This window comes from Qipengyuania sp. L-5Y (genome assembly GCF_056859455.1).
The window spans coordinates 290,464-314,731 of the sequence record NZ_JBSXOM010000032.1 but is presented as its reverse complement, the minus strand read 5'-3'; the positions used below and the strand labels follow the sequence as shown (position 1 = coordinate 314,731).

General features: G+C 60.9%; 29 protein-coding genes and 1 tRNA gene. 18 read left to right on the top strand and 12 right to left on the bottom strand.

Annotation, left to right across the window (positions count from 1 at the left end):
- Window positions 1-40: 40 nt before the first annotated feature.
- Entirely contained in the window at window positions 41-268 is a 228-nt protein-coding gene (gene rpmE, locus AC13F2_RS15160; protein WP_103023798.1) for a 50S ribosomal protein L31, read from the top strand.
- Window positions 269-322: 54 nt separating this feature from the next.
- Here the strand turns inward: rpmE and AC13F2_RS15155 are convergent, their stop codons facing one another.
- Both AC13F2_RS15155 and AC13F2_RS15150 read right to left on the bottom strand, forming a co-directional pair.
- The gene (locus AC13F2_RS15155) at window positions 323-757 is read right to left on the bottom strand and encodes a GFA family protein (RefSeq protein WP_482965704.1); all 435 of its coding nucleotides are present in this window, start codon (window positions 755-757) and stop codon (window positions 323-325) included.
- Window position 758: 1 nt separating this feature from the next.
- Window positions 759-1,394 carry a prolyl hydroxylase family protein gene (locus AC13F2_RS15150; RefSeq protein WP_397490797.1) on the bottom strand — a complete coding sequence of 212 codons (636 nt, stop codon included), beginning with the start codon at window positions 1,392-1,394 and terminating at the stop codon, window positions 759-761.
- Between the two features lie 192 nt (window positions 1,395-1,586).
- On the opposite strand from AC13F2_RS15150, the gene AC13F2_RS15145 reads away from it, so the two are divergent.
- The 11 genes from AC13F2_RS15145 to AC13F2_RS15095 all read left to right on the top strand — a co-directional run bounded on the left by AC13F2_RS15145 (window position 1,587) and on the right by AC13F2_RS15095 (window position 11,083).
- A tRNA-His gene (locus AC13F2_RS15145) sits at window positions 1,587-1,663 on the top strand.
- Between the two features lie 51 nt (window positions 1,664-1,714).
- Window positions 1,715-2,779: a Leu/Phe/Val dehydrogenase gene (locus AC13F2_RS15140; protein ID WP_103023505.1), complete on the top strand. Its 1,065-nt coding sequence runs from the start codon at window positions 1,715-1,717 to the stop codon at window positions 2,777-2,779.
- Window positions 2,780-2,839: 60 nt separating this feature from the next.
- Window positions 2,840-3,562 (top strand): heme ABC transporter permease CcmC, encoded by a 723-nt coding sequence (ccmC, locus tag AC13F2_RS15135; RefSeq protein ID WP_482965703.1) that lies wholly within the window; start codon window positions 2,840-2,842, stop codon window positions 3,560-3,562.
- Window positions 3,562-3,702 carry a hypothetical protein gene (locus AC13F2_RS15130; protein ID WP_173830011.1) on the top strand — a complete coding sequence of 47 codons (141 nt, stop codon included), beginning with the start codon at window positions 3,562-3,564 and terminating at the stop codon, window positions 3,700-3,702. Before ccmC ends, AC13F2_RS15130 begins: the two co-directional genes overlap by 1 nt.
- A complete protein-coding gene (gene ccmE, locus AC13F2_RS15125; protein ID WP_103023507.1) occupies window positions 3,699-4,169 on the top strand; it encodes a cytochrome c maturation protein CcmE in 471 nt (156 codons plus the stop codon). Before AC13F2_RS15130 ends, ccmE begins: the two co-directional genes overlap by 4 nt.
- The gene (locus tag AC13F2_RS15120; RefSeq protein ID WP_482965702.1) at window positions 4,166-6,121 is read left to right on the top strand and encodes a heme lyase CcmF/NrfE family subunit; all 1,956 of its coding nucleotides are present in this window, start codon (window positions 4,166-4,168) and stop codon (window positions 6,119-6,121) included. Before ccmE ends, AC13F2_RS15120 begins: the two co-directional genes overlap by 4 nt.
- A complete protein-coding gene (locus tag AC13F2_RS15115) occupies window positions 6,118-6,645 on the top strand; it encodes a redoxin family protein (RefSeq protein ID WP_375246507.1) in 528 nt (175 codons plus the stop codon). The genes AC13F2_RS15120 and AC13F2_RS15115 overlap by 4 nt, the downstream gene beginning before the upstream one ends.
- A complete protein-coding gene (locus tag AC13F2_RS15110; protein ID WP_482965701.1) occupies window positions 6,642-7,058 on the top strand; it encodes a cytochrome c-type biogenesis protein in 417 nt (138 codons plus the stop codon). Before AC13F2_RS15115 ends, AC13F2_RS15110 begins: the two co-directional genes overlap by 4 nt.
- Window positions 7,055-7,711: a tetratricopeptide repeat protein gene (locus tag AC13F2_RS15105; RefSeq protein ID WP_482965700.1), complete on the top strand. Its 657-nt coding sequence runs from the start codon at window positions 7,055-7,057 to the stop codon at window positions 7,709-7,711. The genes AC13F2_RS15110 and AC13F2_RS15105 overlap by 4 nt, the downstream gene beginning before the upstream one ends.
- Before the next feature lie 105 nt (window positions 7,712-7,816).
- Window positions 7,817-9,763 carry a potassium transporter Kup gene (locus AC13F2_RS15100; protein ID WP_103023512.1) on the top strand — a complete coding sequence of 649 codons (1,947 nt, stop codon included), beginning with the start codon at window positions 7,817-7,819 and terminating at the stop codon, window positions 9,761-9,763.
- A gap of 147 nt (window positions 9,764-9,910) precedes the next feature.
- Window positions 9,911-11,083 carry a GAF domain-containing sensor histidine kinase gene (locus AC13F2_RS15095; RefSeq protein ID WP_482965699.1) on the top strand — a complete coding sequence of 391 codons (1,173 nt, stop codon included), beginning with the start codon at window positions 9,911-9,913 and terminating at the stop codon, window positions 11,081-11,083.
- A gap of 98 nt (window positions 11,084-11,181) precedes the next feature.
- Here AC13F2_RS15095 and AC13F2_RS15090 read toward each other — a convergent pair whose 3' ends face one another.
- A complete protein-coding gene (locus AC13F2_RS15090; protein ID WP_482965698.1) occupies window positions 11,182-11,547 on the bottom strand; it encodes a hypothetical protein in 366 nt (121 codons plus the stop codon).
- A 132-nt stretch (window positions 11,548-11,679) separates the two neighbouring features.
- Here AC13F2_RS15090 and AC13F2_RS15085 point away from each other — a divergent pair, with 132 nt between their 5' ends.
- A complete protein-coding gene (locus AC13F2_RS15085) occupies window positions 11,680-12,210 on the top strand; it encodes an AAA family ATPase (RefSeq protein WP_482965697.1) in 531 nt (176 codons plus the stop codon).
- 61 nt (window positions 12,211-12,271) lie between these two features.
- Here AC13F2_RS15085 and AC13F2_RS15080 read toward each other — a convergent pair whose 3' ends face one another.
- Both AC13F2_RS15080 and AC13F2_RS15075 read right to left on the bottom strand, forming a co-directional pair.
- Window positions 12,272-12,493 (bottom strand): helix-turn-helix domain-containing protein, encoded by a 222-nt coding sequence (locus AC13F2_RS15080; RefSeq protein WP_301641349.1) that lies wholly within the window; start codon window positions 12,491-12,493, stop codon window positions 12,272-12,274.
- A complete protein-coding gene (locus AC13F2_RS15075) occupies window positions 12,493-12,954 on the bottom strand; it encodes a hypothetical protein (protein ID WP_482965696.1) in 462 nt (153 codons plus the stop codon). Before AC13F2_RS15075 ends, AC13F2_RS15080 begins: the two co-directional genes overlap by 1 nt.
- Window positions 12,955-12,997: 43 nt before the next feature.
- Between AC13F2_RS15075 and AC13F2_RS15070 the strand changes: the two genes are divergently transcribed.
- A complete protein-coding gene (locus tag AC13F2_RS15070) occupies window positions 12,998-13,837 on the top strand; it encodes an HAD family hydrolase (protein WP_482965695.1) in 840 nt (279 codons plus the stop codon).
- A 33-nt stretch (window positions 13,838-13,870) separates the two neighbouring features.
- Here the strand turns inward: AC13F2_RS15070 and AC13F2_RS15065 are convergent, their stop codons facing one another.
- The 5 genes from AC13F2_RS15065 to AC13F2_RS15045 are packed head-to-tail and all read right to left on the bottom strand — an operon-like array spanning window position 13,871 to window position 19,167.
- A complete protein-coding gene (locus AC13F2_RS15065) occupies window positions 13,871-14,518 on the bottom strand; it encodes an inner membrane-spanning protein YciB (RefSeq protein ID WP_482965694.1) in 648 nt (215 codons plus the stop codon).
- The gene (gene ftsY / locus AC13F2_RS15060) at window positions 14,518-15,444 is read right to left on the bottom strand and encodes a signal recognition particle-docking protein FtsY (RefSeq protein ID WP_375246515.1); all 927 of its coding nucleotides are present in this window, start codon (window positions 15,442-15,444) and stop codon (window positions 14,518-14,520) included. The genes AC13F2_RS15065 and ftsY overlap by 1 nt, the downstream gene beginning before the upstream one ends.
- Window positions 15,441-16,616: a MiaB/RimO family radical SAM methylthiotransferase gene (locus AC13F2_RS15055; protein WP_482965693.1), complete on the bottom strand. Its 1,176-nt coding sequence runs from the start codon at window positions 16,614-16,616 to the stop codon at window positions 15,441-15,443. The genes ftsY and AC13F2_RS15055 overlap by 4 nt, the downstream gene beginning before the upstream one ends.
- The gene (gene dapF / locus AC13F2_RS15050) at window positions 16,613-17,422 is read right to left on the bottom strand and encodes a diaminopimelate epimerase (RefSeq protein ID WP_482965744.1); all 810 of its coding nucleotides are present in this window, start codon (window positions 17,420-17,422) and stop codon (window positions 16,613-16,615) included. Before dapF ends, AC13F2_RS15055 begins: the two co-directional genes overlap by 4 nt.
- A 47-nt stretch (window positions 17,423-17,469) precedes the next feature.
- Window positions 17,470-19,167, bottom strand: a complete 1,698-nt coding sequence (locus tag AC13F2_RS15045; RefSeq protein ID WP_482965692.1) for a putative bifunctional diguanylate cyclase/phosphodiesterase — start codon at window positions 19,165-19,167, stop codon at window positions 17,470-17,472.
- Window positions 19,168-19,313: 146 nt separating this feature from the next.
- On the opposite strand from AC13F2_RS15045, the gene AC13F2_RS15040 reads away from it, so the two are divergent.
- Window positions 19,314-19,721, top strand: coding sequence for an EVE domain-containing protein (locus tag AC13F2_RS15040; protein WP_482965691.1), 408 nt, complete (start codon window positions 19,314-19,316; stop codon window positions 19,719-19,721).
- 115 nt (window positions 19,722-19,836) lie between these two features.
- A complete protein-coding gene (locus tag AC13F2_RS15035) occupies window positions 19,837-20,019 on the top strand; it encodes a CsbD family protein (RefSeq protein WP_482965690.1) in 183 nt (60 codons plus the stop codon).
- A 72-nt stretch (window positions 20,020-20,091) separates the two neighbouring features.
- On the opposite strand, the gene AC13F2_RS15030 is transcribed toward AC13F2_RS15035, so the two are convergent.
- A complete protein-coding gene (locus AC13F2_RS15030; RefSeq protein ID WP_482965689.1) occupies window positions 20,092-21,759 on the bottom strand; it encodes a thiamine pyrophosphate-binding protein in 1,668 nt (555 codons plus the stop codon).
- 135 nt (window positions 21,760-21,894) lie between these two features.
- On the opposite strand from AC13F2_RS15030, the gene AC13F2_RS15025 reads away from it, so the two are divergent.
- Window positions 21,895-22,089, top strand: coding sequence for a hypothetical protein (locus tag AC13F2_RS15025; RefSeq protein WP_158246610.1), 195 nt, complete (start codon window positions 21,895-21,897; stop codon window positions 22,087-22,089).
- On the opposite strand, the gene AC13F2_RS15020 is transcribed toward AC13F2_RS15025, so the two are convergent.
- Window positions 22,086-23,420 carry an MFS transporter gene (locus AC13F2_RS15020; protein ID WP_482965688.1) on the bottom strand — a complete coding sequence of 445 codons (1,335 nt, stop codon included), beginning with the start codon at window positions 23,418-23,420 and terminating at the stop codon, window positions 22,086-22,088. The two genes, AC13F2_RS15025 and AC13F2_RS15020, sit on opposite strands and share 4 nt — an antisense overlap.
- A 113-nt stretch (window positions 23,421-23,533) precedes the next feature.
- Between AC13F2_RS15020 and pgsA the strand changes: the two genes are divergently transcribed.
- Window positions 23,534-24,127 (top strand): CDP-diacylglycerol--glycerol-3-phosphate 3-phosphatidyltransferase, encoded by a 594-nt coding sequence (pgsA, locus tag AC13F2_RS15015; protein ID WP_103023527.1) that lies wholly within the window; start codon window positions 23,534-23,536, stop codon window positions 24,125-24,127.
- Window positions 24,128-24,268 lie beyond the last annotated feature (141 nt).

Here is a 24,268-nt window from a genome sequence, read left to right as displayed (position 1 = left end):
GACCGGTCGGAACCGTTCCGAAGCTAGAAGGACGATTACCATGAAGGCCGAAGGTCACCCCGATTACCACATGATCACGGTCAAGATGACCGATGGTACCGAATTCCAGACGCGCTCCACCTGGGGCAAGGAAGGCGACACGCTTTCGCTGGATATCGATCCGACCAGTCACCCGGCATGGACGGGCGGCACCAAGCAGATTCAGGAAGGCGGCCGCGTCGCAGCCTTCAACAAGCGTTTCGGCGGCCTGTCGCTCAAGAAGAACTGAGCGAGGCGAGCCTCAAGGCTTTACCAAAGGGCGGTCCGGCAGGGCCGCCCTTTTTTACGCGCGATCTGGGCCGCCGGTTCGTTCGAACCGCATCATGCCTGCGTAAGTGTACTCTCCACCATCGGCCGGGTGGTCCTGTCCATTGAATACGGGGACTTCGGCCAGATCGTAGATTGTCATTCCATCGATGCAGGCAAGATTGAGGCCGTAGTGATCGGGTTCGGATCGTAACTGGTGAAAGGGATGGATGCCGCATCGAGCGCAGAACCTGTGCCGGGCCTGTCCGCTGCCGAATGTGTAAAGCGTCAACGCATCCTCACCCGCCGTGATTTTGCAATCTGCGATCGGCACATCGAGCATGACGACGCCCTTCATCGCGCAGATAGTACAATTGCAGCGCCGGATCACCGGATCGGCGGGCATGGTGAAACGGAACCGTACCGAGCCGCAATGGCAACCGCCGTGATGAATCTTACCAGCTTCGATCATCTCACCACCCCCAAGGCTTTTCCCGGTACCATTTGGTAATCACGTATTTCAGCCCCTTCCTGACCTTCATGCCATGGTGGATCGTGTTGGGGTTTTCGCGCAGGTCGGGGCGGCGATTGTTCCAGCACACCAACTTCCCGGCTTCGGGCTGGAACATCTTCTTGGCAGCCTTGAAGCGCGTCGCGCCGCCGGCATCAACATCGTTGAGATAGATCATGAAGGTCCAGGTGCGCTGCCCAGCTACGGAGCAGTATCGCGTCCAGTCCTTGCCGCCCGGATTGAAATAGTCGCAGTGCGGCTTGAATTCCTGCCCCACATCGTAACGCTGTCCCTGCAACGGTTCGCCATGAGCCGGATCGATACCGTTCAGTGCATGGAGCAGGGTTTCCATCCGCATCACGGCCGGTAATCCGGCATCGAGATCGCAGGTCTCGCTGGTGCGGAAATAATTATCGTCGCCCGCATCGGCCAAGGTCGAGGGACGGCGATCCTGTTCAATCAAGGAAATCAGTTCCTGGCACAAATCTGGCGGCACGAAATCGCGTAACTGGAACAGTTCCAGCTTTTCGCTCGGAATGCGCTGCACGCCGTCCCGCGCAAGAAGTTTATCGGCTGAAGATTCGCCCGGATTCATCATCGGCGGAACATTAGCGTCCGAAAGTGCAGCATCAACCGCGAAAGATAATTGCGTGCAATGTGCGCAGGCGCGTTTTTCGCTTCCCAATTCCCGTTCATTGTGCAACAGGCACGCGCCGTTGTGCAGGGCCGCTTGACGCTGGCCCTTGCATGCGTAACAGGCCCCCTTCCCGGGCGGTTCCGGGGGCATGTGGCGATCGTAGCTCAGTTGGTTAGAGCGCCGGTTTGTGGTACCGGAGGTCGCGGGTTCGAACCCCGTCGATCGCCCCATTTTCTCCCGCTATCAGCCGTCCATAACACCTCTCTGGGGGCATACGGCGCATGACGGCATTCTGGACCGAAGCGGATTTCGACGACCACGAACTCGTACAGGTTGTACGTGACGCGAAAAGCGGTCTGACAGCGATCATCGCGCTCCATTCCACTCACCTTGGGCCGGGTGCCGGCGGCACGCGTTTCTGGCATTATGCCGATGCGTCCGACGCCATGCGCGATGCGCTGCGCCTGTCGCGCGGTATGAGTTACAAGAACGCGATGGCCGGTTTGCCCATGGGCGGTGGCAAGGCAGTAATCCTGGCCAACCAGGACAAGGCCAAGACGCCCGAAATGCTCGCCGCTTTCGCCGATGCGGTGGATGCACTGGGCGGTAAATACGTTACGGCCGAGGACGTCGGCATTTCGGAAGCCGATATGGCAGCCGTGGCCGAGCGCACGCAGTTTGTCTCCGGTCTGCCCGTCGAAGGTGATGACGCTGCTGGCGGCGATCCCGGTCCGTTTACCGCGCTCGGCATTTTTCTAGGCATCAAGGCCGCGGTCAAGCACAAGCTTGGCAAGGACAGTGTCGAAGGCGTGCATGTCGCCATCCAGGGCACGGGAAGTGTGGGCGGAGGCGTTGCCCGCCTGCTCGCCAAGGACGGCGCGAAATTGACGCTTTCCGATATCCACATGGACCGCGCCGAAGCGCTGGCCACGGAAATCGGTGCCGAAACCGCTGCGCCCGATGCGATCATGTCCATTGCCTGTGACGTATTCAGCCCGAATGCGCTGGGCGCGGTACTGGATGACGAAGGTATCGCCCGGCTCGACTGCCAGATTGTCGCCGGCGGTGCGAACAACCAGCTGCGCCGGGCCGAACACGGACCGATGCTGGCCAAGCGCGGTATTCTCTACGCGCCGGATTACGTCATCAATGCAGGCGGGATCATTTCGGTAACGCTGGAATATCTGTGCCGCAACGACAAGGCGCCATGCGACATCAACGAGGTGCGCAAGCGCATCGCGCTGATCCCGGGCCGGCTCGAGCAGATCTGGCAGGAGAGCGACAGTTCCGGGGCCTCGCCCGATCAGGTCGCGGACCGCATGGCACAGGAACTTATCGGCCGCTGACACTGCGCCCTTGCGGGGGAGGGGCCGCGCTGTCAAAGCGGTGCCGGACGGTAAAATTCGATGCACAGCTTCGCCAATCCCAAACGCTTTCTGTCGCTTGCCAGCTTGCTGACGCCGATCTTCCTGATCGGTGGACTGCTGGTGAGTGCGGGAGCTTTGTGGTGGGGACTTACCCAGGTATCGCCCGATCGGCTGATGGGCGAAACTGTCCGCATTCTCTTCCTTCACGTACCGGCGGCATGGCTGGGCATGGGCGGATGGACGGCAATAGCTCTTTCGAGCCTGGTTTTCCTCGTCTGGCGGCATCCTCTGGCGGCGCTCGCCGCTCGTGCCGCGGCGGTGCCGGGGCTCGTCTTTACCCTCATCTGCCTCATCACCGGTTCGATCTGGGGACGGCCCACATGGGGAACGTGGTGGGTGTGGGACGGCAGGCTCACCAGTATGCTGGTGCTGGCCTTCCTCTATGTCGCTTATATCGCGCTGGCCCAGGCGGCCGAGCGCGAAGGCGTTTCCGCGCGCATTCCGGCAATCTTCGGTTTGCTTGGCGCAATCAATATTCCGATCATCAACCGCAGCGTCGTCTGGTGGAATTCGCTCCATCAGCCGCCCAGCATCACCATGGGCCAAAGCGCGATCGATGCTGAATTCCTGGTGCCGCTGCTCATCGCGGTATTCGGTTTCTCGCTGCTCTTCGCGGGCGTCGTGCTGGCTCGGATGCGGGCGCTGCTGGCCGATGTTCAGGCCGAAGCCCGCCTGCGTCGCAGGGCGATGGAGGCAGTTTGATGCGCGAAGCGCTGGATCAGTGGGATTTCGTCGTGGCTGCCTATGCAGTCGGCATTCTGGGCACACTTGCCATGGTGGCATGGGCCTGGATCGACATGAAGCGTGCTGAAAAACGCCGCGAGGAAAGCAGACGCAAATGAGTGCATTCAAGCCAAAGCATCAGCGGCTCGTGCTGGTGGTGCTAGCGCTGGTGGCGCTTGTGGGGGCGGGCTTGCTGGCTGCCTATGCGCTGCGCAATCAGGCCAGCTATTTTTACCTGCCGGAACAGATGCTGGAGAATCCGCCTGCACCGGGACAGGCAGTCCGCCTCGGGGGCATGGTAGAACAGGGTTCCTTGCAAACCGCGGCGGACGGCGTGACGCTGACCTTCGCAGTGACCGGCAAGGACGATGCGCGTGTGCCCGTACGCTTCAGCGGAATCGCACCGGACCTGTTCGTCGAAGGGTCCGGCGTAGTGGCGGAAGGCCGGCTTGGCCCGGATGGCACCTTCATTGCGGACAATCTTCTCGCTAAGCATGACGAAAACTACGTGCCCCGCGAATTGCAGGAAATGACCGAGCATCAGGCCGCCAAGATGGCCGAGGAAACGACGGTCGGCCTGGAATGATTGCCGAACTGGGTCTTGCCGCGCTGTGGCTTGCCGCCGCGCTTGCCGCGACGCAGATGGTGGCAGGCTTCCTGGCGGTGCGCGACAATGGCACCAGCGAACTCGCCAAGCTGATCCGGCCCGCGGCTATCACTCAGGGCGTGCTGGTCGCATTCTCCTTTGCCATGCTGGTGTGGCTCTTCGCGATTACCGACCTGTCGGTCAAACTGGTGGTGTCGAATTCGCATTCGATGAAGCCGCTTATCTTCAAGCTGTCGGGCACGTGGGGAAATCACGAAGGCTCGATGCTCTTGTGGGTCATGGTGATGGGCTTTGCCGGCGCCCTGATCGCGCTGGTGGAACGCCGCCTGCCCGAGCGCACGATGAATGCAACGCTCGCTGCGCAGGGTGTTGTATCCCTGGGCTTCTATGCCTTCCTGCTCCTGAGCTCGAACCCTTTCGAACGCCTGCCGACGCCGGCTGCGGAGGGGATGGGCCTCAATCCGTTGCTGCAGGATATCGGCCTCGCGTTCCATCCGCCTACGCTCTACCTCGGTTACGTTGGCCTGTCCGTTGCCTTCAGTTTCGCCGTGGGCGCTTTGCTGACACGGCAGGTCACGCCGGAGTTTGCCCGCGCCATGCGGCCTTGGGTGCTGGGTGCATGGGTGTGGCTGACCGTCGGGATCACGGCAGGGAGTTACTGGGCCTATTACGAACTGGGCTGGGGCGGCTGGTGGTTCTGGGACCCGGTCGAAAATGCCTCCCTCATGCCCTGGCTTGCAGCGACTGCGTTGCTCCACTCCGCCAGCGTCTTGGCCAGCCGCGATGCGCTGCGGACGTGGACCATAATGCTCGGCGTCGTTGCCTTTTCGATGAGCATGGTCGGCACATTCCTTGTGCGTTCGGGTATTCTGACCAGCGTGCACGCCTTTGCCGTCGACCCGGAACGCGGGACCTTTATCCTTGTCCTGCTCGGTATATTCATCGGCGGCGCGCTGCTGTTGTTCGCCCTGCGCGCCAATACCATCAGCGAGGGCGAGCGCTTCCGGATTGCCAGCCGCGAAGGGGCGCTGGTCTTCAATAACGTGATGCTGAGCGCCATTCTGGCGATCGTACTGCTCGGTACGCTCTATCCGCTGTTGACCGAAGCTTTCGACGTGCGCGTGTCGGTGGGGCCGCCTTACTTCAACCCCGTGGGGGCGATCTTCGCCATTCCCATGCTGGTGGTGATGGGGGTGGGGCCATTGCTGCGCTGGCGGCAGGACCGTCTGGACCGGATCGGCAAGGAAGTCGCGCTGTTCGGTGCTCTGGTGCTGGCCGCACTGATCCTCGCTAGCGTTCTCGCCGACATTGGCATTCTTCCGTTGCTGGGCTTGGCATTGGGTCTCGGCCTCGCCGTGGCGAGCCTGTTGCCACTGCGCCGCCGCAAGCTGTCGCGCACACCGCTTGCGACCTGGGGCATGGTGGTCGCGCATTTCGGGATCGCCGTTGCACTGCTCGGCATGTCGAGCGAAAGCGCGTTCACACAGGAACGCCTGGCCGCGCTCGAGGAAGGTGGTCGCGCGACCGTGGGACCGTGGAGCATCGAGTTGCAAGGCGTCGAGCCCATAGCCGGGCCGAACTGGACGGCCATGCAGGCCCAGATTGCGGCGCGTTACGATGGCGGCAAAGCCAACGTGCTGACACCGCAAGCGCGCAATTTCTGGGCGCCGCCGCAGCAGACCACCGAAAGTGCGTTGCTGACGCGCTGGAATGGCCAGCTTTATGCAGTGGTCGGCGACCGTACCCCTGACGGCCGTTGGCAGCTCCGCCTGTGGTGGAAGCCCTTCGTGCCGCTGATCTGGTATGGCGGACTGCTGGTGGCGCTCGGCGGTGTGCTCGCGCTGGTCGGGCGGGTCATAACCGATATCCGCAACCGCCGCCTTGCCGTCCGCATCGCCGAGCGCCGGGCCGACCGGGAGGCACTGGCATGAACTGGCGCCTGTGGGTTCCCCTGTTCGCCTTTGCGCTGTTTATCGGCTTGGCGGCGTATCAGTTGACGCAGCCGAGGGACGATTTCGTCGAAAGCCGGATGGTCGGACAGGAGCTTCCCTATTTCGACCTGCCGCCCGCGATGGATGGCGCGGAGGGCGTCGCCAATGTCGATTTCGCCGACGGCAAACCGCGCCTGCTCAATATCTGGGCGAGCTGGTGCCTGCCCTGTATCGCGGAAGCGCCGCATCTCGAAGCGCTGAAGGAGCAAGGTGCTGAAATCGTGGGTGTTGCCATTCGCGACCGGCCTGAGGACGTGGCGCGTTTCCTGGCGCAGCATGGCAATCCTTACGTGCGTATCGGGCGGGACGACCTGTCCGAGGTGCAGCTGGCGATCGGATCTTCGGGGGTTCCCGAGACCTTCGTGATCGATGGCAAGGGCGTGATCCGCTATCAGCATATCGGCGATATCCGCGAGAGCGATGTGCCGGTTCTGCTCGAACAGTTGGCGGAGGCACGTCAATGAGACGTATGATTTTGCTGCTGAACACCGTTTTACTGTTCGGCATGTTCGGTCCCGCGGCAGCGCAGGATTCCCTGCCGCCGGCGCCCTATGCCTATCGCCAGCTCGACGATCCGCAGCAGGAGGTCGCAGCGCAGGACCTGATGGAAACTCTGCGCTGCCTCAAGTGCCAGTCCCAGTCCATCGCCGATAGCGATGCGCCGATGGCGGGCGACATGCGTCACCAGGTCCGCATCCGCATTGCAGCCGGCGAAAGCCCGGAAGAGGTGCGCGGCTGGCTGATGCAGCGCTATGGCGACTACGTCAGCTACAAACCGGCGGTCAGCGCTACGACCTGGCCGCTGTTTGCCATTCCCGTGCTGTTGATACTGTTGGCAGGGGGCATCCTGATCCGCCGCATGCGGGGCCGCGCATGAGTTGGTTGCCGATCCTGATCCTGACGGCGCTGGTCTTTGCGCTGGCCGTGTTCGTACTCAAGCTGCCACGCACGCTGTGGATGCTCTTCGGCTCGGCACTGCTGTTCGGACTGGCGGGCTATGCGGCACAGGGAAATCCTGGCCAGCCGTCCGCCCCGGCATCGCCGGTGCGCGAGGATGCGGCGCAATCCGGCGAACTGATGGTCGAGGCGCGCCGCGAATTCTATCCCGAGGGACGGCTTCCGTCGCGCTTCGTGGTCACGGCCGATGCCTTCACCCGTCGCGGCCAGCACGATCAGGCCGCGAATTTCCTGCGCAATGCGGTTGCCGAGAACCCGAAGGATGGCGAAGCATGGCTGGCGCTGGGCAATGCGCTGGTGGAGCATGCCGGGGGCAGGCTGACCGCCGCGGCCCTCTATGCCTATTCGCAAGCAGAGAAAGTCAGCCCGGAAAATCCGGCGCCGACGTATTTTCTGGGCCTCGCCTTCCTGCGCGCAGGCGAACCGGCCAATACGCTGACCCTGTGGCGCGAATTGCTGGAAAGCGCACCGGCGGATGCCGAGTGGCGGGGGCCGCTGGCGGCGCGACTCGAGCGGCTTGAGGCGATTCTCGGCGTGACCGAGCAGGACGGCTCTGTAGAAACCGAAGAATAAACAGCGTGTTGCGTCCCTTGTTGCGGGTGCGAAAACATGCTGCTAATCGCGGCGACTTCGCCATACAGGCCGAGTGACACGAAGTTGTCGGAAACCCAATCCAGCATGAATGATCCCGTTCCCGCGCCGCCACCGCTGAACGAAGGCGTGCCGCCTGCGGATTCGCATGGCGGCCATGGCCATAGCGGATCGCGCACGGCGCTGGCCGTGGGCGCCATTGGCGTCGTCTTCGGCGACATCGGTACCAGCCCGCTTTACGCCTTTCGTGAAACCTTTGCGGGCGCTGCCAGCATCGCGATCGATCGCCTGCACGTGCTCGGCGTGGTCAGCCTGATCTTCTGGTCGATGCTGATCGTGGTCGCATTGCAATATGTCACCATATTGATGCGCGCGGACAACAAGGGGCAGGGCGGCAGCCTGGCGCTCGTCGCTCTGCTGAGCCGCCACATGGGCCGATCGAGCTATGGCTGGCTGGTCGTGCTGCTGGGCGTGTTTGCGACCTCGCTGTTCTATGGCGACAGCATGATCACCCCGGCCATCTCGGTGCTTTCGGCCGTCGAAGGCCTGACGGTGGTCAATCCGGGGCTGGATCCGCTGGTCATCCCTATAGCGCTGGTGCTGCTGATCTTCCTGTTCTTCCTCCAGAGCAGGGGCACGGCCAAGGTGGGCGCGCTCTTTGCGCCGGTGATGATCGTCTATTTCGTGACCATCGCCGGCCTCGGCCTCAATCAGATCATCCAGCATCCCGGCATCCTGTGGGCGCTCAACCCGTGGTACGCGGTGCAGTTCTTCCTGACCGACGGTGCAGTCGCATTCTTTGCGCTGGGCGCCGTGGTGCTCGCCGTGACCGGTTCGGAAGCGCTTTATTCCGACATGGGCCACTTCGGACGCGGGCCGATGCGGCTGTCCTGGTTCGGCTTCGTCATGCCGTGCCTGCTGCTCAATTATTTCGGGCAGGGCGCCATGATCGTGAGCCTGCCGGCCGAACAGGCCGCCGAAGTCGTGCGCAACCCGTTCTTCCTGCTGGCTGCCGAGGAATTCCGCCTGCCGCTGGTGATCCTTGCCACCCTGGCGACCTTCATCGCCAGCCAGGCTGTGATTTCCGGTGCGTTCAGTATCACGCATCAGGCAATGCAACTGGGCTTCATGCCCCGCCTGTCCATTCGCCACACCAGCGAAACCGAAGCGGGCCAGATCTATATCCCGGTCGTTAACTGGGCGCTGATGGTGGCTGTGATCATCCTCGTCCTGACGTTCCAGAATTCGTCCAGCCTCGCCAGCGCCTATGGCATCGCGGTGACCGGTGCAGTCACCATCGATACGCTGCTGATGGGCGTGCTGTTCGTGGGCGTCTGGAAGTGGAAATGGTTCCTTGCCCTGCCGGTGGTGCTGTTCTTCCTGATCGTCGATGGCGCCTATTTTGCCGCCAACCTTGCCAAGGTGCCCGACGGCGGCTGGTTCCCGCTGGTGGTTGGGCTCGTCGCCTTCACCCTGCTGACCACCTGGTCACGAGGCCGCAAGCTGATGCGGGACCGGATGAGTGAGACCGCACTGCCGATCGAGATTTTCGCCAAGAGCGCGAAGAATTCCGCCACTCGCGTGCCCGGCACAGCCATTTTCATGGCCAGCCAGACCGCCGGTGTTCCCAGCGCGCTGCTGCACAACATCAAGCATAACAAGGTGCTGCACGAACGGGTCGTCATCCTGACCGTGCTGATCGCCGATGCGCCCTATGTCGATGCGAACAAGCGCTGCGAAATCCACGATCTGGGCGACGGGTTCTACCGCGCGATACTGCATTACGGTTTCATGGAAGAAACCAATGTGCCGCTGGGACTGAAAGAAATGTCCCGCTGCGGCGGCGCATTCGACATGATGCACACCAGCTTCTTCCTCAGCCGGCAGACGCTGCTGGCCAGCGACAAGCCGGGCATGCCCATATGGCGCGAGAAGATCTTCTCCTGGATGCTGCGCAACGCCGCGACCGCCATGGATTTCTTCCGCTTGCCCACCAACCGCGTGGTGGAGCTTGGCAGCCAGGTCGAGATTTAAGCCTGGGCAGGCGGCCCGGACATGTCGGGTTGTGCGCCCCGCGTGTGGCGCCGTAATTACCGATGATCGCCGCGTCGCAATTTCATCTGAAGAGGGCCTGCGTCACCGGAGAGTGACACGGAATACAGCATTCTCTATCACAGTGTGATGAATTCGGATTTTTCCCGCGATGTCGAAGTGGTCGGCGCTATCAGCGTCGTACCTTCCATCCTCGAGGTGGTCTGCCAGTCGACCGGGATGGGTTTTGCCGCGGTCGCGCGGGTGACCGAAGATCGCTGGATCGCCTGCGGGGTTCGGGACGAGATTGCCTTCGGACTGGAGCCTGGCGGAGAGCTTCAGGTGGAAACGACGATCTGCAACGAAATCCGGGACCATCGGGACCCTGTGGCCATCGATGACGTCGACAACGATCCCACATATCATAACCACAAGACGCCACAGATTTATGGGCTGAAGAGCTATATTTCCGTCCCGATCCTACTTTCGGACGGCAGCTTCTTCGGCACGCTTTGCGCAATCTCGCCAAAACCTGCGAAGGTCAGCGAACCCAAAACGCTGGGCATGTTCACCCTGTTTGCCGAGATGATCGCCTATCATATCGAGGCCGGTTACGCCGTAGAGCAGACCAACAAAGCGCTGCTGGACGAACAGGAAACGTCGGCATTGCGGGAACAGTTCATCGCGGTTCTCGGTCACGATCTGCGCAATCCATTGGCCAGCATCGCCAGCGGGATGCGCCTGATTGGCAAGGAGCCGTTGAGCGAGAACGGGAAATCGATCGTCGGCCTGATCGAGGGAAGCGTGGCACGTATGGCGGGGCTGATCGATAATGTCATGGATTTCGCGCGCGGCAGACTGGGTGGCGGCTTGACGCTGACGCGGTCGCGAAAAAATATCGCGGAAACGCTCGATCAGGTGATTTCCGAGTTGGCAGCCAGTCATCCGGATCGCATTATCCATAAGTCCGAATGGACCGACCTGGAGGTGGATGGCGACCATGATCGCCTTGGTCAGGTTTTCTCCAACCTGATCGGGAATGCCCTGATGCACGGCGATCCGAACGAACCCGTCAGGATCGCCCTGGCCAGAGATGGCGAGAACCTCGTATTTCGAACTGTGAATATGGGAGACACCATTCCCCCCGAAGCGATGGAGCAGCTATTTCAGCCATTCTCACGTGGCGAGGTGCGCTCGAGCCTCCAGGGTCTCGGGCTTGGTCTTTATATCTCTGCCCAGATTGCTGCCGCGCATGACGGCACGCTGAGTGCCGTATCAGCGAATGGCAAAACCACGTTTACCTTCGAACTTCCGCCTGTGTGAGCTGGCTTGGCGCAAACGTCAGCAAGCCAGTTCCGTCAGTTTGTAAAATCGTTGGCCACGGATCGCTCCTGAGCCGTGCGGCTGACTGGGGCGCCGTTTTACGGAAGTACACTCGCCGGACACTTCCCGTCCGCTACGAGCTTCGCGCGGTAGCTGTGACCATGTTCGGCGCGCCAGGCATCTGCGGCAGCCTTGCCATTTGTCCGTAAGCGGTTTTTGTATTCCGCTTCCATGGCGCGCCGCTCAGGCCCTGGCCCGGAATCGGCGAAACAGCGGGGGGAAATGGAAGCTGCTGACGAGTTACCATCCGCGATGTCGCCCGAGATCTTGTTGGCCATGACGCTGGTTACAGCATTGCCCATAGGTATCGGATCAATCGGCGCATATTGGCCAAACGCCGGCACGGCGCTGGAGAAAAGAACCGTTACACTGAGTATGCCAAGACCGGTGCGTCTCACTGCCATAAAAATCCTGTTCTGCAGCAGGCACGATAGCCCCGGGCATGATGAACGTCCAATTTATCCCAAGACGAGTTGACCACCATCCGAGGTCGACGGGATGTCCATCGAATGATCCAAGACGAAGAGGAAGGTCCCATGAACTCTTGCCACGTCGTGCTGTCCGGTTGCTCAAGCGGCGGGAAATCGACGCCTCTGGCAGAACTCGGGCGGAGGGGCTTTGCGATCGTGCCCGAACCGGGTCGCCGCATCGTAGAGGAAGAGCTGCGAGGCGACGGGAGCGCGCTTCCATGGGTCGATCTGAAGGCCTTCGCCAATCGGGCGTTGAGCCTTGCCGCTAACGACAGGCACGATGTGCCAGAGGAGGCCGGCTGGGTCTTTTTCGACCGCGGTCTCGTGGACGCAGCGGTCGCGCTGCAACATACGACGGGACGAGCTGCCGCCGGGGTGCTGACAGCGTATCGACGCTATCACGAACGCGTATTTCTGGCGCCTCCCTGGCCCGAAATCTTCGAGACAGATGGCGAGCGTCGCCACAGTCTAGCGGAAGCGAGCGCCGAGTACCATCGCCTGCTGAAGACCTACCGCGAACTGGATTATGAGACAGTCATCCTGCCGAAGGTGAGCGTCGAAGAACGAGCCGATTTCGTTCTTCGAACGCTTCGCTGATCCCGCCGAGACTGCGCTGACGTTGGTTCTCTGGATGGACACCAGACGGGAAGGTGGCCGGTTACACCATGTCGTCATCATCGCGACTGTATCCAAACAGCTCGCCTGGCGCGCATTCGAGGACGTGGCATAGCCGCGCGAGGGTCGAAAACCGGATACCCCGCACCTTGTTCGACCGTATGAGAGATAGCTGGGTTTCACTGAGACCGACACGTTTTGCCACATCCTTGCCAGACAATCCGCGATCCTGAAGAACCTGATCCAGGGTAATGATGACGGGCATCAGAGTATCTCGTCCAGTTCACGGCGGACATCAGCCGCCTGACGCAAGATGTGCGCTACCAATGTGAGCAGGACGCCAAGGCAGCCCAAGGTGATCGCCGGGATGTCGAACACCGCGTACCCGGCCCATCGACCTACAAACACGTTGAGTAGGAGAGGCTGCAAAAAGACAAAGGCCAGACCTCCGAGAAAGAGGCAAACGCCGAGACGGCCGGTTAATCTGGCCAGCACGGCTTCCTTCGCGTGCCCTCTCGCGATTGCCTTGGCAGCGAGGGAAACCATCCAGATGGCCGCGACGAAAAAGGCGGTTGGCACCAATCCGATAAGGTGAGCGACTTTTGCGCTTGTCGGGACTTTTGGACTGAAAAGTCCGGTGGCGTTTAATGCGATCGCAAAAACCACCACCGCCAGCACCGTTAGAGTTGCGCGGTGGGCCAGTACGGGATCGTTCAATTTACTCACTGCTTGCCTCCTGAAATTTAAGCAAGACTTAAACCGAAATGCGGTGATTAAAGCAAGAGTTAAATTATCTCCAACACATTGGGAGGTGGGTGAGGAGGTTTTCGCCGCGGGCATTGGTAGATGCGGGCACACAAACACCTCGACCTCTACGAGCCATTCTCGCTACGCAGGCGGCTGTTGGTTCAGGACGGTGATGGGGTTAGGCTTGCGGATGGTTTTTACAGATTGCGATGCCCTGATTTTCGATAGCGACGGTGTGCTGGTCAATTCGGAGGTGATCAACATCGCTGTCGAGCAGGAGTATCTTGCCGAACTCGGGCTCACGTATGATTACGCGACCTATGTTTCCCGGTTCGTTGGCCTGACGAATGCGGATTTCCATGCGCAACTTGCGGCGGATTTCAACGAGCACGTCGGGGGTGAATTTCCGCAGGACTTTGGTGCGCAGTTGGATGAACGCATCTGGCCCAGGATCGAAGCCGAGCTGAAGCCGCTCGACGGCGTGGAAAAACTGGTGGCTGCATTTGGCGGGCGCGTGGCGGTCGGTTCTTCGGCTTCAATCGATAAGCTTGTCCGGAAACTGGAACTTACCAAGCTCGACCGTTTATTCGCGCCTCATATCTATTCAGCCGATCACGTTCAGCGAGGAAAGCCAGCTCCCGACCTTTTTCTTTACGCCGCGAGACAGATCGATGTGCAGCCCGAGCGGTGCGTTGTCATAGAGGACAGCGTGAATGGGGTGCTGGCAGCGCGAGCGGCGAACATGACGGCTATCGGGTTTGTCGGCGGGGGACATGCGGATTCCGGACTGGCCGAGCGTTTGAAAGCCAGCGGAGCTGCAACGGTGGTTTCCAGTCACGCCGAGATTCTGGGAATGCTCTGACCGCCGCGTCAAAAACGGATCGTCCCTCCGTCCTCAGGCGGTTGGCGGTTCGTCCTTTACCACTTCGTCCCTGTCTTCCAGCGCCAGCCCGTGTTTCAGCAGCATCGGGATCTGGGTGAAGGTGAAGATGAAGCTGAGCGGCATGAAGACCCACAGTTTCGCCCACAGCCAGCTTTCGAAGGTGAGCTGCATGCGCAGCACCTCGTTCAGGACGGCCATGAAAACGAAGAAGAAGCCCCAGTTGCGCGAAAGCTTGAGCCAGCCTTGGTGGTCGACGCCTTCGAAGGCCGCTTCCAGCAGGATCTGCAACAGTGCCTTGCCGCGGAGCCAACCGCCGATCAGCAGGGCGCCAAACAGGACATAGATGGCCGTTGGCTTGATCTGGATGAATTTCTCGTCCTGCAGCCAGATGGTCAGCCCGCCGAAACCCACGATCAGTGTTGTCGATAGGATAAGCATCGGGCTGACATGGCCGAATTTCAGCTTGCTGAAGATCAGCGCCACGACGGCTGCGACCATGAAGGCGATCGTGCCGTAGATCACTGCCGCGATCTCGCCGAAGGTCGATGTCTCGGGCGGCTGGTAAAACTTGTAGACGCCGAGGAAAACCAGCAGCGGGCCGTAATCGACGAGGATGTTGAGCCAGCCTGATTTGGGCTTGGGTTTCGCTTGTTCGTTCATCAGGCCACTCCCGCGATCACGCGCGCCACAAGATCGGGATCGAAGGGGCGCAGATCGTCGATCTTCTCGCCGACGCCGATCGCATGGATAGGCAGGCCGTATTGCTCGGCCGCCTGTACCAGCACACCGCCGCGCGCCGTGCCATCGAGCTTGGTCATGACGAGGCCGGTGACGCCTGCAACCTCCTTGAACACGTCGATCTGGGACAGGGCGTTCTGGCCATTGGTGGCATCGAGCACCAGTACGACATCATGCGGCGCTTCGGGATTGAGGCGGCCGAGGACTTTCCTGATCTTGGCGAGTTCGTCCATCAGTTCGCGCTTGTTCTGAAGGCGGCCCGCCGTATCGACGATCAGCACGTCGGTGCCGATCTCGGTCGCCTTCTTTACCGCATCGAACACGATCGAAGCCGGGTCGCCGCCCTCCGGCCCGCGCACGAGCGGCACGCCGACCCGCTCCGCCCAGGTCTGCAGCTGACCGATTGCGGCCGCGCGGAAGGTATCGCCCGCCGCCAGCATCACGGCGTAATCGTCTTCCTGGAAAAGGTGTGCGAGCTTGGCGATGGTCGTCGTCTTGCCGCTGCCGTTCACGCCGATCACCAACAGAACCTGCGGGCGGGGGAAGGCGGTGATTTCGAGCGGTATGGCGACGGGACGCAGGATAGCGGCGATTTCCTCTGCCACGGCTTCCTTCAGCTCCCGCTCGGTAATCTCGAGGCCGAAGCGCTTTTCGCGCAGCTTTTCGCGAATGCGCGCGGCTGCCGACGGGCCGAGGTCCGAGAGGATCAGTGCATCCTCGACATCGTCCAGCGTGGCATCGTCCAGCCGCGCAGTGCCCACCACCTCGGTCAGGTTGCTCGTCAGTTTCTCGGAGGTCTTGCGGAAGCCCCCGAACAGCCGGTCGGTCCAGCTTTGCTTGTCACTCATTGCAGAAGGCCATTCTCGAAACGTGTCGGCGATACGGTGATCACGCTGCCGGCGGGTGTGCCCTCGGGTAGGGATACCCGGGCGAAATGCGGCGTGTAGCCGGTCCCGTCGCGTTCGGCGAGGACGGCGTGCGGATTTTCGACGAGCGATGAAAGCCATGCGTCGCGCGTCGAGCTGGCCAAGGCACGCAATTCGGCAGCGCGGCGCTTGACCGTTTGACGCTCGACCTGCGGCATGCGGGCGGCAGGTGTGCCGGGGCGGGGCGAATAGGGAAAGATGTGGCCATGCACGATGCCGAGTTCGCGGACGATCGACAGGTTGGCCGCGTGATGGTCTTCGGTTTCGGTGGGGAAACCGGCAATCAGATCTGCGCCGATGGCGCAATCGGGGCGGAGGTCCTTGAGCCGCGTGACGAGGTCTATCGCATCGCGGCGCAAGTGCCGGCGCTTCATGCGCTTCAGGATGAGATCGTGACCGTGCTGCAGCGAGAGGTGAAGGTGCGGCATGAGACGCTGTTCATGGGCGAACAGTTCGAACAGCTGCGGATCGATTTCCACCCCGTCGAGCGACGACATGCGTAGCCGCTGAAGGTTCGGAAAGCGATCCAGCACTGCGCCCACCAGTTGGCCGAGAGGCGGCGTATCGGGCAGGTCGTGGCCCCATGACGTGACGTCCACGCCGGTCAGTACGACTTCGGGCGCGCCGTGGTCGAGATGCCGTTCTACCTCGGCCAGAACCTCGGCGATGGTCAGCGAGCGGCTGGGCCCGCGTCCCTGCGGAATGACGCAGAAGGTGCAGGCATGGTCGCAGCCGTTCTGTACTGCGATAAAGGCGCGGGTGCGATCCTGCGGGGCCGGGGCTGCATCGGTCGGGACGTTCCAGGCGCGCGCATCAAGCTTGACCGTGTTGGCGACAAGCCCGTCGACCTCGGGCATAGCGGAGAGCTGGTCGCGCTCGATATCGGCAGCGCAACCGGTCACCAGCAGGCGGGCATCGGGATTGGCGCGACGCGCGCGGCGGATCGCCTGCCGTGTCTGGCGCACCGCTTCGCTGGTCACTGCGCAGCTGTTGACGACTACGAGGTCCCGTTCCCCGGCCAGCATGGCGCGGATCTGCTCGCTCTCGGAAATGTTGAGGCGGCAACCAAGCGAAATGACCTGCGCTTCGCTCACGCGAATTCATCCCATTCGAAGTTTCCGCGATAAGCTTCCGTGGCGGGACCGGTCATACGGATGCGGTTGTCTTCGCCCCAGGCAATGGTGAGATCGCCGCCGGGAAGGGTCACGGTGACCTCGCGTTCGACCAGCCCGCGGCGCATGGCGTGGACGGCGGTTGCACAGGCACCAGTACCGCAGGCCTGTGTAAGCCCGGCGCCGCGTTCCCAGACGCGCAGGCGGATGTGGCCGCGGTTTTCAATGGTCGCGACATTGACGTTTACACGCTCGGGAAAGAGCGGGTCGTTCTCGATTTCCGGACCAAGCGCATCGAGCAGCACGGCACCGCAGTCCTCGACGAAAAATACTACGTGCGGGTTGCCGACATTGACCGTACCGGGCTGGTCGAGGCCATCCCAGCCGACCGGCATCGCAGCCGTATCCATGCCATAGGCAAGCGGGATCGCGTCCCATTCGAAACGGGGTTCACCCATATCGACACTGGCGCCGCCTGCCGCCGGTTCGATGCGGATTGTGCCACCTGCCGTTTCGACATCTGCTGGCGCGCCATGGAGGAGCGCAACGGCGCGGCTGGCGTTGCCACAGGCTCCGACCTCGCTGCCATCCTGATTGAATATCCGCATGCGGAAATCGGCAGCACTGCTTGGCTGCAGAAGGATCAGTTGATCGCACCCGATCCCGGTGCGACGGTCGGCGAGCGCGCGGGCGATGCTGCCATCGATGTGCGGCAAGTCCTTTGCGCGAGCATCAAGCACGACAAAGTCATTGCCCAGTCCATGCATTTTGGTGAAATCGACGCGCATCGTGCGGCGCATCTATGCATTTGGCGCCGCAGCGTCCAGTGCATGCGTCAGACGGCGCGAGTGCCGCCTTCGCGCCCGGGCTGACGCTTGCCGAAATCAATCTCCGTCACATTGGCTGGCAGATCCTTCGCGAGGAGATCCTGCTCCTCCAGCCGGCGGAGAACGTCGGCAGCCGGTTCGGGGCGCCCATAGTGATAGCCCTGGCCCTTCATTTTCCCCATCCGCTTCAGCGTTTCGAGAATGATTTCGTTCTCGATACCTTCGGCCGTCACCGGGAGTTTGAGCCCATCGCTCATGGCGAGGATGGCATCGACCAGCTTGGCGCCATTTTCCTCGTTCTTGAGTTCGGCAATGAAGGCACGGTCGATCTTGAGATTGTCGAACGGGAGACTGCGCAACTGGGCCAGACTGGAATAGCCGGTTCCGAAATCATCGAGACTGATATGGACGCCCTGATTGCGCAGCGAGGTGATCATCGAACGCACCATGCCGACATTTTCCACTAGGCAACTTTCGGTGATTTCGATGACAAGGCGATTGGCGGGGAAATTGTGCTGCACAAGTAGCTTGAGCAGTTTCTGCGCGAACCAGGGATCGCGCATCTGGACGGGCGATATGTTCACCGACAGGGTCAGGCTTGCGTCCCATGCGAGCGCGTCCTGGAAAGCCTGCGCGATAAGCTTCTCGCTCATCTTGCCAATGACCGCGATGTCTTCGGCAATCGGAATGAAAATGTCTGGTCCAACCAGGCCCATCTCGGGCGATTCCCAACGTGCAAGCATTTCGAAGCCGACAATTCTGCCGGTTTCGAGATCGATCTGCTGTTCGTAATAGGGACGAAATTCGCCGTTCACGATGCCGCGGCGGATGCCGGCCTCCAGTTCGTTGCGGAAACGGAGTTCATTTTCCATCGACGGTTCGAACCAGTAGAAGCGGTTCTTTCCCTGCTTCTTGGCGTGGTACATGGCGATATCCGCCTTGTGCATCAGGCTTTGAGCAGAAGTGGTCCCATTGCGCATATCATCCAGCTGCCGACTGGATGCGATACCTATCGAAATGGTGATATCGATCGTCGCTGTTCCACACTTCACCGGGCGCGCAACCTGTTCGGCCATCCGGGCGGTTAGCTGATCGACCCGATCGGGGACCTCAGGGTGATAGGGCACGACGCATACGAACTCATCCCCACCGAGCCGCGCGAGGATCGCCCCGTCCGGCAGCAGGCGATCGATCCGATCGGCCGTATTGCGCAGAACCTCGTCGCCCGCCTGATGCCCATACAGGTCGTTGACCTGCTTGAAGTTGTCGAGGTCGAGGGCGATTGCGGCAAGAGCATGTTCGCGCCTTTCCAGATGCGTCAGGCGATCGCCGAGCAGTGTCGTAAAGCTGCGGCGATTGAAGCAGCCTGTGAGATGATCGATGTCGGCGAGCCTGCGCGCCTCTTCTTCGGATTTCCGGCGCACCTTGAGTTCGGCAGAAAGCGATTTGTAGCGCTGCCACCCCAGAAGGATGAGCGCCACATTGAGCAACAAGGCGTTCGTGAGCGCCACATCCGGAGATGCTGCTTCGCCATTCCACGCCTTGAACAGCGCGGGCAGAACGACGCCTGCCGTGCCCACGAAGAGGATAACGGCGGCAAGCGCGATGCCGAGGGAGACGAAATCGCGTTCACCGACGCCAGTCTTCTGCCTGGCAGAGCCAGGTCGACGATCAATTTCAGATGAGGTCTCAACGACCAATGCCACCCCCTGGCGTCCGGCTACGTTTCCCCAAATATACTCATTGCACCTAAGAACCGGTTAATTGCCGGGCACGACGGGAAGGCGGGTGGCAATACTGTGCATGGATCGCTAACCGCGGCGCCAAGGCGAAAAAATGGAGAAGACCCGCGATGCGCTACTGGCTGATGAAATCCGAACCCTTCAAATATAGCTGGGACGATCTTGTTAGCGAGGGCGAGGGTACATGGGACGGGGTGCGCAACCACCGGGCCAAGAACAATCTCGCCGCTATGGAGGTAGGGGATCAAGCGTTCTTCTACCACTCGCGCGAAGGGCTGGAGATTGTCGGGATATGTGAAGTCAGCGTGGCCGGGATCACCGACCCGACCGATCCAGAAGGTAAGTGGGCCGCGGTAAAGGTGAAACCCAAAACGAAATTGCCCCGTCCGGTGACCCTGAAGCAGGTGAAGGCCGAGCCGAAACTGGCCGACTGCGAGCTCGTGAAATATTCACGCCTATCGGTGGCGGAAATCAAGGCCGACGAGTGGTCGATGATTTGCTCGATGGCTGGCATCTGATCTTCGTCGCAACCCCGGTTCGCTTGGTCGCGAGGGCGAGGAACGTAATTCGCTATCAGATCGTTATGTCCTTGTAGCCGCGCGATTATCCGCGCGATCGAAAAGGAGACGTATCATGGGTGAACTTACAGACAAAATCAAAGGTAGCGCAAACGAAGCAGCCGGCAATGTAAAGCAGGGCGTTGGCAAAGCGACCGACAACGAACGTATGGTTGTCGATGGCAAGACCCAGGAACGCAAGGGCGAAGCCCAGCAGGTCAAGGGCAAGGTCGAGGGCGCTTTGGGCGACGACGTCTGACGATAGCGCTACGCTGACATAACAGCGAGGAAGGCCACCTCCCCATCCGGGGCGGTGGCCTTTTCTTTTTGGTTAGCGATCGCGAAGGGCGCTGACGCTTGCTCCACTGGCAGCAAGCTGTTCGATGTCGATGGTGCAGTGAATGAGGCGGAGACCATTCCGTCCATGTGCCGCAGCAAGTGCATCCTTGAATTCATCCGTCGTCGCTGCCTTGGCCGACCAGCCGCCATAGGCAGCCGCCAAGGCGGCAAAATCCGGATTGACCAAGCGCGTAGCGCTGATCCGGTCTTCGCCAGGGAATTCGCGCTCCTGATGCATCCGGATGGTGCCGTACGCGGAATTGTCCACCACGATCACGACCATATTCGCATCATGCTGTACTGCGGTCGCAAGCTCCTGCCCGTTCATCAGAAAATCGCCGTCACCAGCCACCGCGACAACCGTTCGCTGAGGAAACCGCAAGGCGGCAGCGACTGCGGCTGGAACGCCGTAACCCATGGCGCCGCAGGTGGGAGCGAGCTGGGTGGGAAACCCCTCGTAGCGCCAGTAACGGTGCCACCAGCCCGAGAAATTGCCAGCACCGTTACAAATGATCGTATCTGCGGGGAGGGTGTCGCGCATGAATTGCACGGCCTGACCCATGTCCAGCGTATGGCCGTTGGGATGCGCCGTAGCCCATTCCTCCCATTCGGCGTGGGCCTGCATTCCGGCATCGAAATCGATAGCCTCACCATCATCCCAGAGTGCCGCGCTCTCGGCAAATTCGTCCATCGAGGCGCAGATTGCCAGATCGGCCGGATAAACGCTGTTAAGCTCGTTCGCATCCGGGTGGACATGAACCAGCTTGCGATCGCCATCGATCAGCGGGGGTACGGTATAGCCATCCGTCGTCGCTTCCCCCAGCCGCGCACCGATCGCGAGTATCAGATCGGCGTTCTTGACGCGTTCGACAAGCTTCGGACTGGGGCCGTAGCCGAGGTTTCCGGCATAAACCTTACTTGAACTTGAGATTGCATCCTGCCGACGAAAAGCCGTTGCAACGGGAATGCCTAAACGCTCTGCGAAGATCTGGAAATGTTCGCGAGCCTTGGCGTTCCAGCCGGCTCCACCGATGATTGCAATGGGCGAGGCGGCATCCGCGATCAACGCGATCATCGCCTGCATGGCATCGGGGCAGGGGGCCTGCGCCGAGCGTTCCACCCGCGGGCGCGGCTTTGCGGACGTATCCCGGCCCAGCATGTCTTCGGGAAGAGAAAGGACGACGGGGCCAGGCCGACCCGAAACCGCCATGGCATAGGCGCGCGCGACATATTCCGGAATGCGATCCGCCGAATCGATCCGCGCAGCCCATTTGGCGATCGGGCCGAAGAAGGCCGCGAAATCGACTTCCTGAAACCCTTCGCGGTCGCGCATCTCGCTATCCACATCGCCGACGAACAGGATCATCGGCTGGGAATCCTGCATGGCCACGTGAACGCCGATGCTGGCATTGGTCGCGCCGGGACCGCGGGTCACAAAGGCGACACCCGGGCGGCCCGTCATCGCCCCGTCGGCGCAGGCCATGAAAGAAACCCCGCCTTCCTGCCGACACGTTACGACGTCGATGATGCTTTGTTGGCCCAGCCCGTCGAGAACCTGCAGGAAGCTTTCGCCGGGAACCGTGAAGACCCGGTCGCAGCCCTGTTCGATCAGGCAATCGACAAGAAGCTGGGCGGCTTGCGGAGTGTTAGGTGCTTTCATGCCACTGCGGTTAGCCCGCGTAGGTTGCGCGCGCAATCGCGCCAAACATGGTTAATTTCCGGCAAACCGTTTCAACGGGGGACAGCGCATATCTGACCGGAGACCAAATGGTTAAAAAAGCATTAATCCCGCATGATGAGACGCGCACTTGTATTGACGAGCGAAGGATCGCGGCACTGGTTCAGAGCCAGCCTCCCGCAGCGCCGTGCCGCATTTGCCGATATTCCGGCGAACACGCCAATCGATTGGCGGCTGACAGCAGACGATGTGCGCGGGGTGGCAACGACCTATTTCGCGACGGTCGCAGCCGTGCTCGCGTTTATCGTCTAAATTGCGCCGGCGGCGATTTCCGCCGCTTCGTTCTCAGCCGCGATCAGTCTCTTGGCGAGCCATGCGGAGAACAGGCACATGGCAGCGCACAGAAGAATCTGTTCTGTGATCGGGACACCGACAGCGCTCAGTGCCATGGCCAGAAGCGATCCGCCCACCATAGCACCCGAATTCACGATATTGTTCGCCGCAATGGTCCGCGATGCCTTGTCCGGTGATACACGCGTGGTCAGAAAGGCGTATAGCGGGACGACGAACATGCCGCCTGCCACTGAAATGCCGAGCAGGCACAGCATAAGCAAAGACGCCATGGGCCACGCGATGAACTCGCCCACGTCCAGCAAGTCCGCCGGTTGGTCCGCTTCCCACAGTTTGGCGACAATGTAAAAGGCGACCACGAACAGGCCCATCACTATGACCGACGCTGGAGAATAGCGCGCCGATACTTTGCCTTTGAGCAGCGCGTTCACCGCCACTGAACCTATTGCGACGCCAATCGAAAATACCACGAGGAAGAGACTGGCTACTTCGGGACTGGCCATGATCGTGTTCTTTGCCAGGGGCGGAAACTGGATGAACAGCACGGCGCCAATCGTCCAGAAGAAGCTTATGGCGAGGATCGCGTAATAGACTTCCGCATTGTGCATCGTGTCCCGCACCAGCTTCACCGAGGCGCGAAGGACATGCCAATCGAGCTTTTCGATTTCGCCAAGAGGCGGTGCGGGCGGGATCTGACGGCTGATCATGTAACCGATACACGAGACGACGATGATCCCCATCGCGGCCCACCCGGTATAATCGACCGCCAGGGGACCTGCCAGGATCGTACCCATCAGGATGGCAATGTAGGTGCCGGCTTCGACCAGTCCGGTCCCGGCGAGTACTTCGTCCTTCTTCAGATGCTGCGGCAGGATTGCATATTTGATGGGGCCAAGGAAAGTGGACTGCACGCCGGTCAGGAATAGCGCGAGCAGCAGGAGCGGGATCGCCACCGTGTGAACCATTATCCCGCGCCATGCCATGTACAGGCCTGCGGCCCCGATCATCATGAGCCCGATCTCGCACATCTTTACCGTGCGGATGATCTTTGCCTTGTCGCGCATATCGGCCAGTTGTCCGGCGAGCGCGGAGAGAATGAAAAACGGGAGGATGAACAAGGCGGAAGCCAGACTGCTGAAGCTGGATTCGGTCGTTTCGTCGTTATAAACCGCATAGACCACGAACAGGACCATAGTGGTCTTGTAGAGATTGTCGTTGAATGCGTTGAACAACTGCGTGACGAAGAGCGGCAGAAACCGTCGGCGGCGCAGCAAATGCGTGGCTGTAAACATGACCCCCCGGTTAGAAACCCATTCTTGCATTGCTGTGTAGTCCTATCGCGCCAGCGGACAAGGCCATTCGGCGGCTTTTGCGATGCACCGATTGTCGCTAGAGCGAAGTGGTAATGCTCAATCTGCCGAACATCCTCACCCTGTCACGAATCATGGCCATTCCGCTGCTTGCCTGGTTCCTGTGGTGGCCGGGGTGGGAGATGGGCTATCTGATTGCCTTCGCGCTGTACTGCCTCATGGGGATTACCGACTATTTCGATGGCTATCTCGCGCGGACCAGCGGGACGGTATCGAAACTGGGTATCTTTCTCGACCCGATTGCCGACAAGATCATGGTTGCTGCCGTCATATTGGTCCTGGCGGCGCAGGGTGTCCTGAACGGGCCCTATGTTGGCGACATGCATGTCGTCGCGGGACTTATCATCCTCATGCGCGAAATTGCGGTATCGGGCCTGCGCGAGTTTCTGGGACCTCTGCAGGTATCCGTTCCGGTGAGTAAACTGGCGAAATGGAAGACGACGTTCCAAATGGTCTCGCTCGGAGCTCTGATACTCGGGGAGGGGCTGCCACGCTGGACGATGATGATCGGCGCAGTCGATGCGAACATTCCGCACACCGTCGGGCTGGTGACGCTATGGGGGGCAGCGGTGCTGACGGTCATAACGGGTTGGGACTATCTGCGGGTTGGCCTGAAGCACATGGACTGAAGCTCCCGGAGCGGGGGAGGGAACTGACAGACGCAGTCACCTCCGCGGGCAAATTTCTTTGCCATCTCGCCGCGAGAATGCTGGCGTAACTCCGCCGGCTCTCTAGGTAACAGACGAACTGCAAATTTCGGAGACGGCGCC

Bases quoted from the DNA above. Each gene is read 5' to 3' on its own strand.
- rpmE (WP_103023798.1), top strand. From the start codon at position 41: ATGAAGGCCGAAGGTCACCCCGATTACCACATGATCACGGTCAAGATG.
- AC13F2_RS15155 (WP_482965704.1), bottom strand. From the start codon at position 757: ATGATCGAAGCTGGTAAGATTCATCACGGCGGTTGCCATTGCGGCTCG.
- AC13F2_RS15150 (WP_397490797.1), bottom strand. From the start codon at position 1,394: ATGATGAATCCGGGCGAATCTTCAGCCGATAAACTTCTTGCGCGGGAC.
- AC13F2_RS15140 (WP_103023505.1), top strand. From the start codon at position 1,715: ATGACGGCATTCTGGACCGAAGCGGATTTCGACGACCACGAACTCGTA.
- ccmC (WP_482965703.1), top strand. From the start codon at position 2,840: ATGCACAGCTTCGCCAATCCCAAACGCTTTCTGTCGCTTGCCAGCTTG.
- AC13F2_RS15130 (WP_173830011.1), top strand. From the start codon at position 3,562: ATGCGCGAAGCGCTGGATCAGTGGGATTTCGTCGTGGCTGCCTATGCA.
- ccmE (WP_103023507.1), top strand. From the start codon at position 3,699: ATGAGTGCATTCAAGCCAAAGCATCAGCGGCTCGTGCTGGTGGTGCTA.
- AC13F2_RS15120 (WP_482965702.1), top strand. From the start codon at position 4,166: ATGATTGCCGAACTGGGTCTTGCCGCGCTGTGGCTTGCCGCCGCGCTT.
- AC13F2_RS15115 (WP_375246507.1), top strand. From the start codon at position 6,118: ATGAACTGGCGCCTGTGGGTTCCCCTGTTCGCCTTTGCGCTGTTTATC.
- AC13F2_RS15110 (WP_482965701.1), top strand. From the start codon at position 6,642: ATGAGACGTATGATTTTGCTGCTGAACACCGTTTTACTGTTCGGCATG.
- AC13F2_RS15105 (WP_482965700.1), top strand. From the start codon at position 7,055: ATGAGTTGGTTGCCGATCCTGATCCTGACGGCGCTGGTCTTTGCGCTG.
- AC13F2_RS15100 (WP_103023512.1), top strand. From the start codon at position 7,817: ATGAATGATCCCGTTCCCGCGCCGCCACCGCTGAACGAAGGCGTGCCG.
- AC13F2_RS15095 (WP_482965699.1), top strand. From the start codon at position 9,911: ATGAATTCGGATTTTTCCCGCGATGTCGAAGTGGTCGGCGCTATCAGC.
- AC13F2_RS15090 (WP_482965698.1), bottom strand. From the start codon at position 11,547: ATGGCAGTGAGACGCACCGGTCTTGGCATACTCAGTGTAACGGTTCTT.
- AC13F2_RS15085 (WP_482965697.1), top strand. From the start codon at position 11,680: ATGAACTCTTGCCACGTCGTGCTGTCCGGTTGCTCAAGCGGCGGGAAA.
- AC13F2_RS15080 (WP_301641349.1), bottom strand. From the start codon at position 12,493: ATGCCCGTCATCATTACCCTGGATCAGGTTCTTCAGGATCGCGGATTG.
- AC13F2_RS15065 (WP_482965694.1), bottom strand. From the start codon at position 14,518: ATGAACGAACAAGCGAAACCCAAGCCCAAATCAGGCTGGCTCAACATC.
- ftsY (WP_375246515.1), bottom strand. From the start codon at position 15,444: ATGAGTGACAAGCAAAGCTGGACCGACCGGCTGTTCGGGGGCTTCCGC.
- dapF (WP_482965744.1), bottom strand. From the start codon at position 17,422: ATGCGCGTCGATTTCACCAAAATGCATGGACTGGGCAATGACTTTGTC.
- AC13F2_RS15040 (WP_482965691.1), top strand. From the start codon at position 19,314: ATGCGCTACTGGCTGATGAAATCCGAACCCTTCAAATATAGCTGGGAC.
- AC13F2_RS15035 (WP_482965690.1), top strand. From the start codon at position 19,837: ATGGGTGAACTTACAGACAAAATCAAAGGTAGCGCAAACGAAGCAGCC.
- AC13F2_RS15030 (WP_482965689.1), bottom strand. From the start codon at position 21,759: ATGAAAGCACCTAACACTCCGCAAGCCGCCCAGCTTCTTGTCGATTGC.
- AC13F2_RS15025 (WP_158246610.1), top strand. From the start codon at position 21,895: ATGAGACGCGCACTTGTATTGACGAGCGAAGGATCGCGGCACTGGTTC.
- AC13F2_RS15020 (WP_482965688.1), bottom strand. From the start codon at position 23,420: ATGTTTACAGCCACGCATTTGCTGCGCCGCCGACGGTTTCTGCCGCTC.
- pgsA (WP_103023527.1), top strand. From the start codon at position 23,534: ATGCTCAATCTGCCGAACATCCTCACCCTGTCACGAATCATGGCCATT.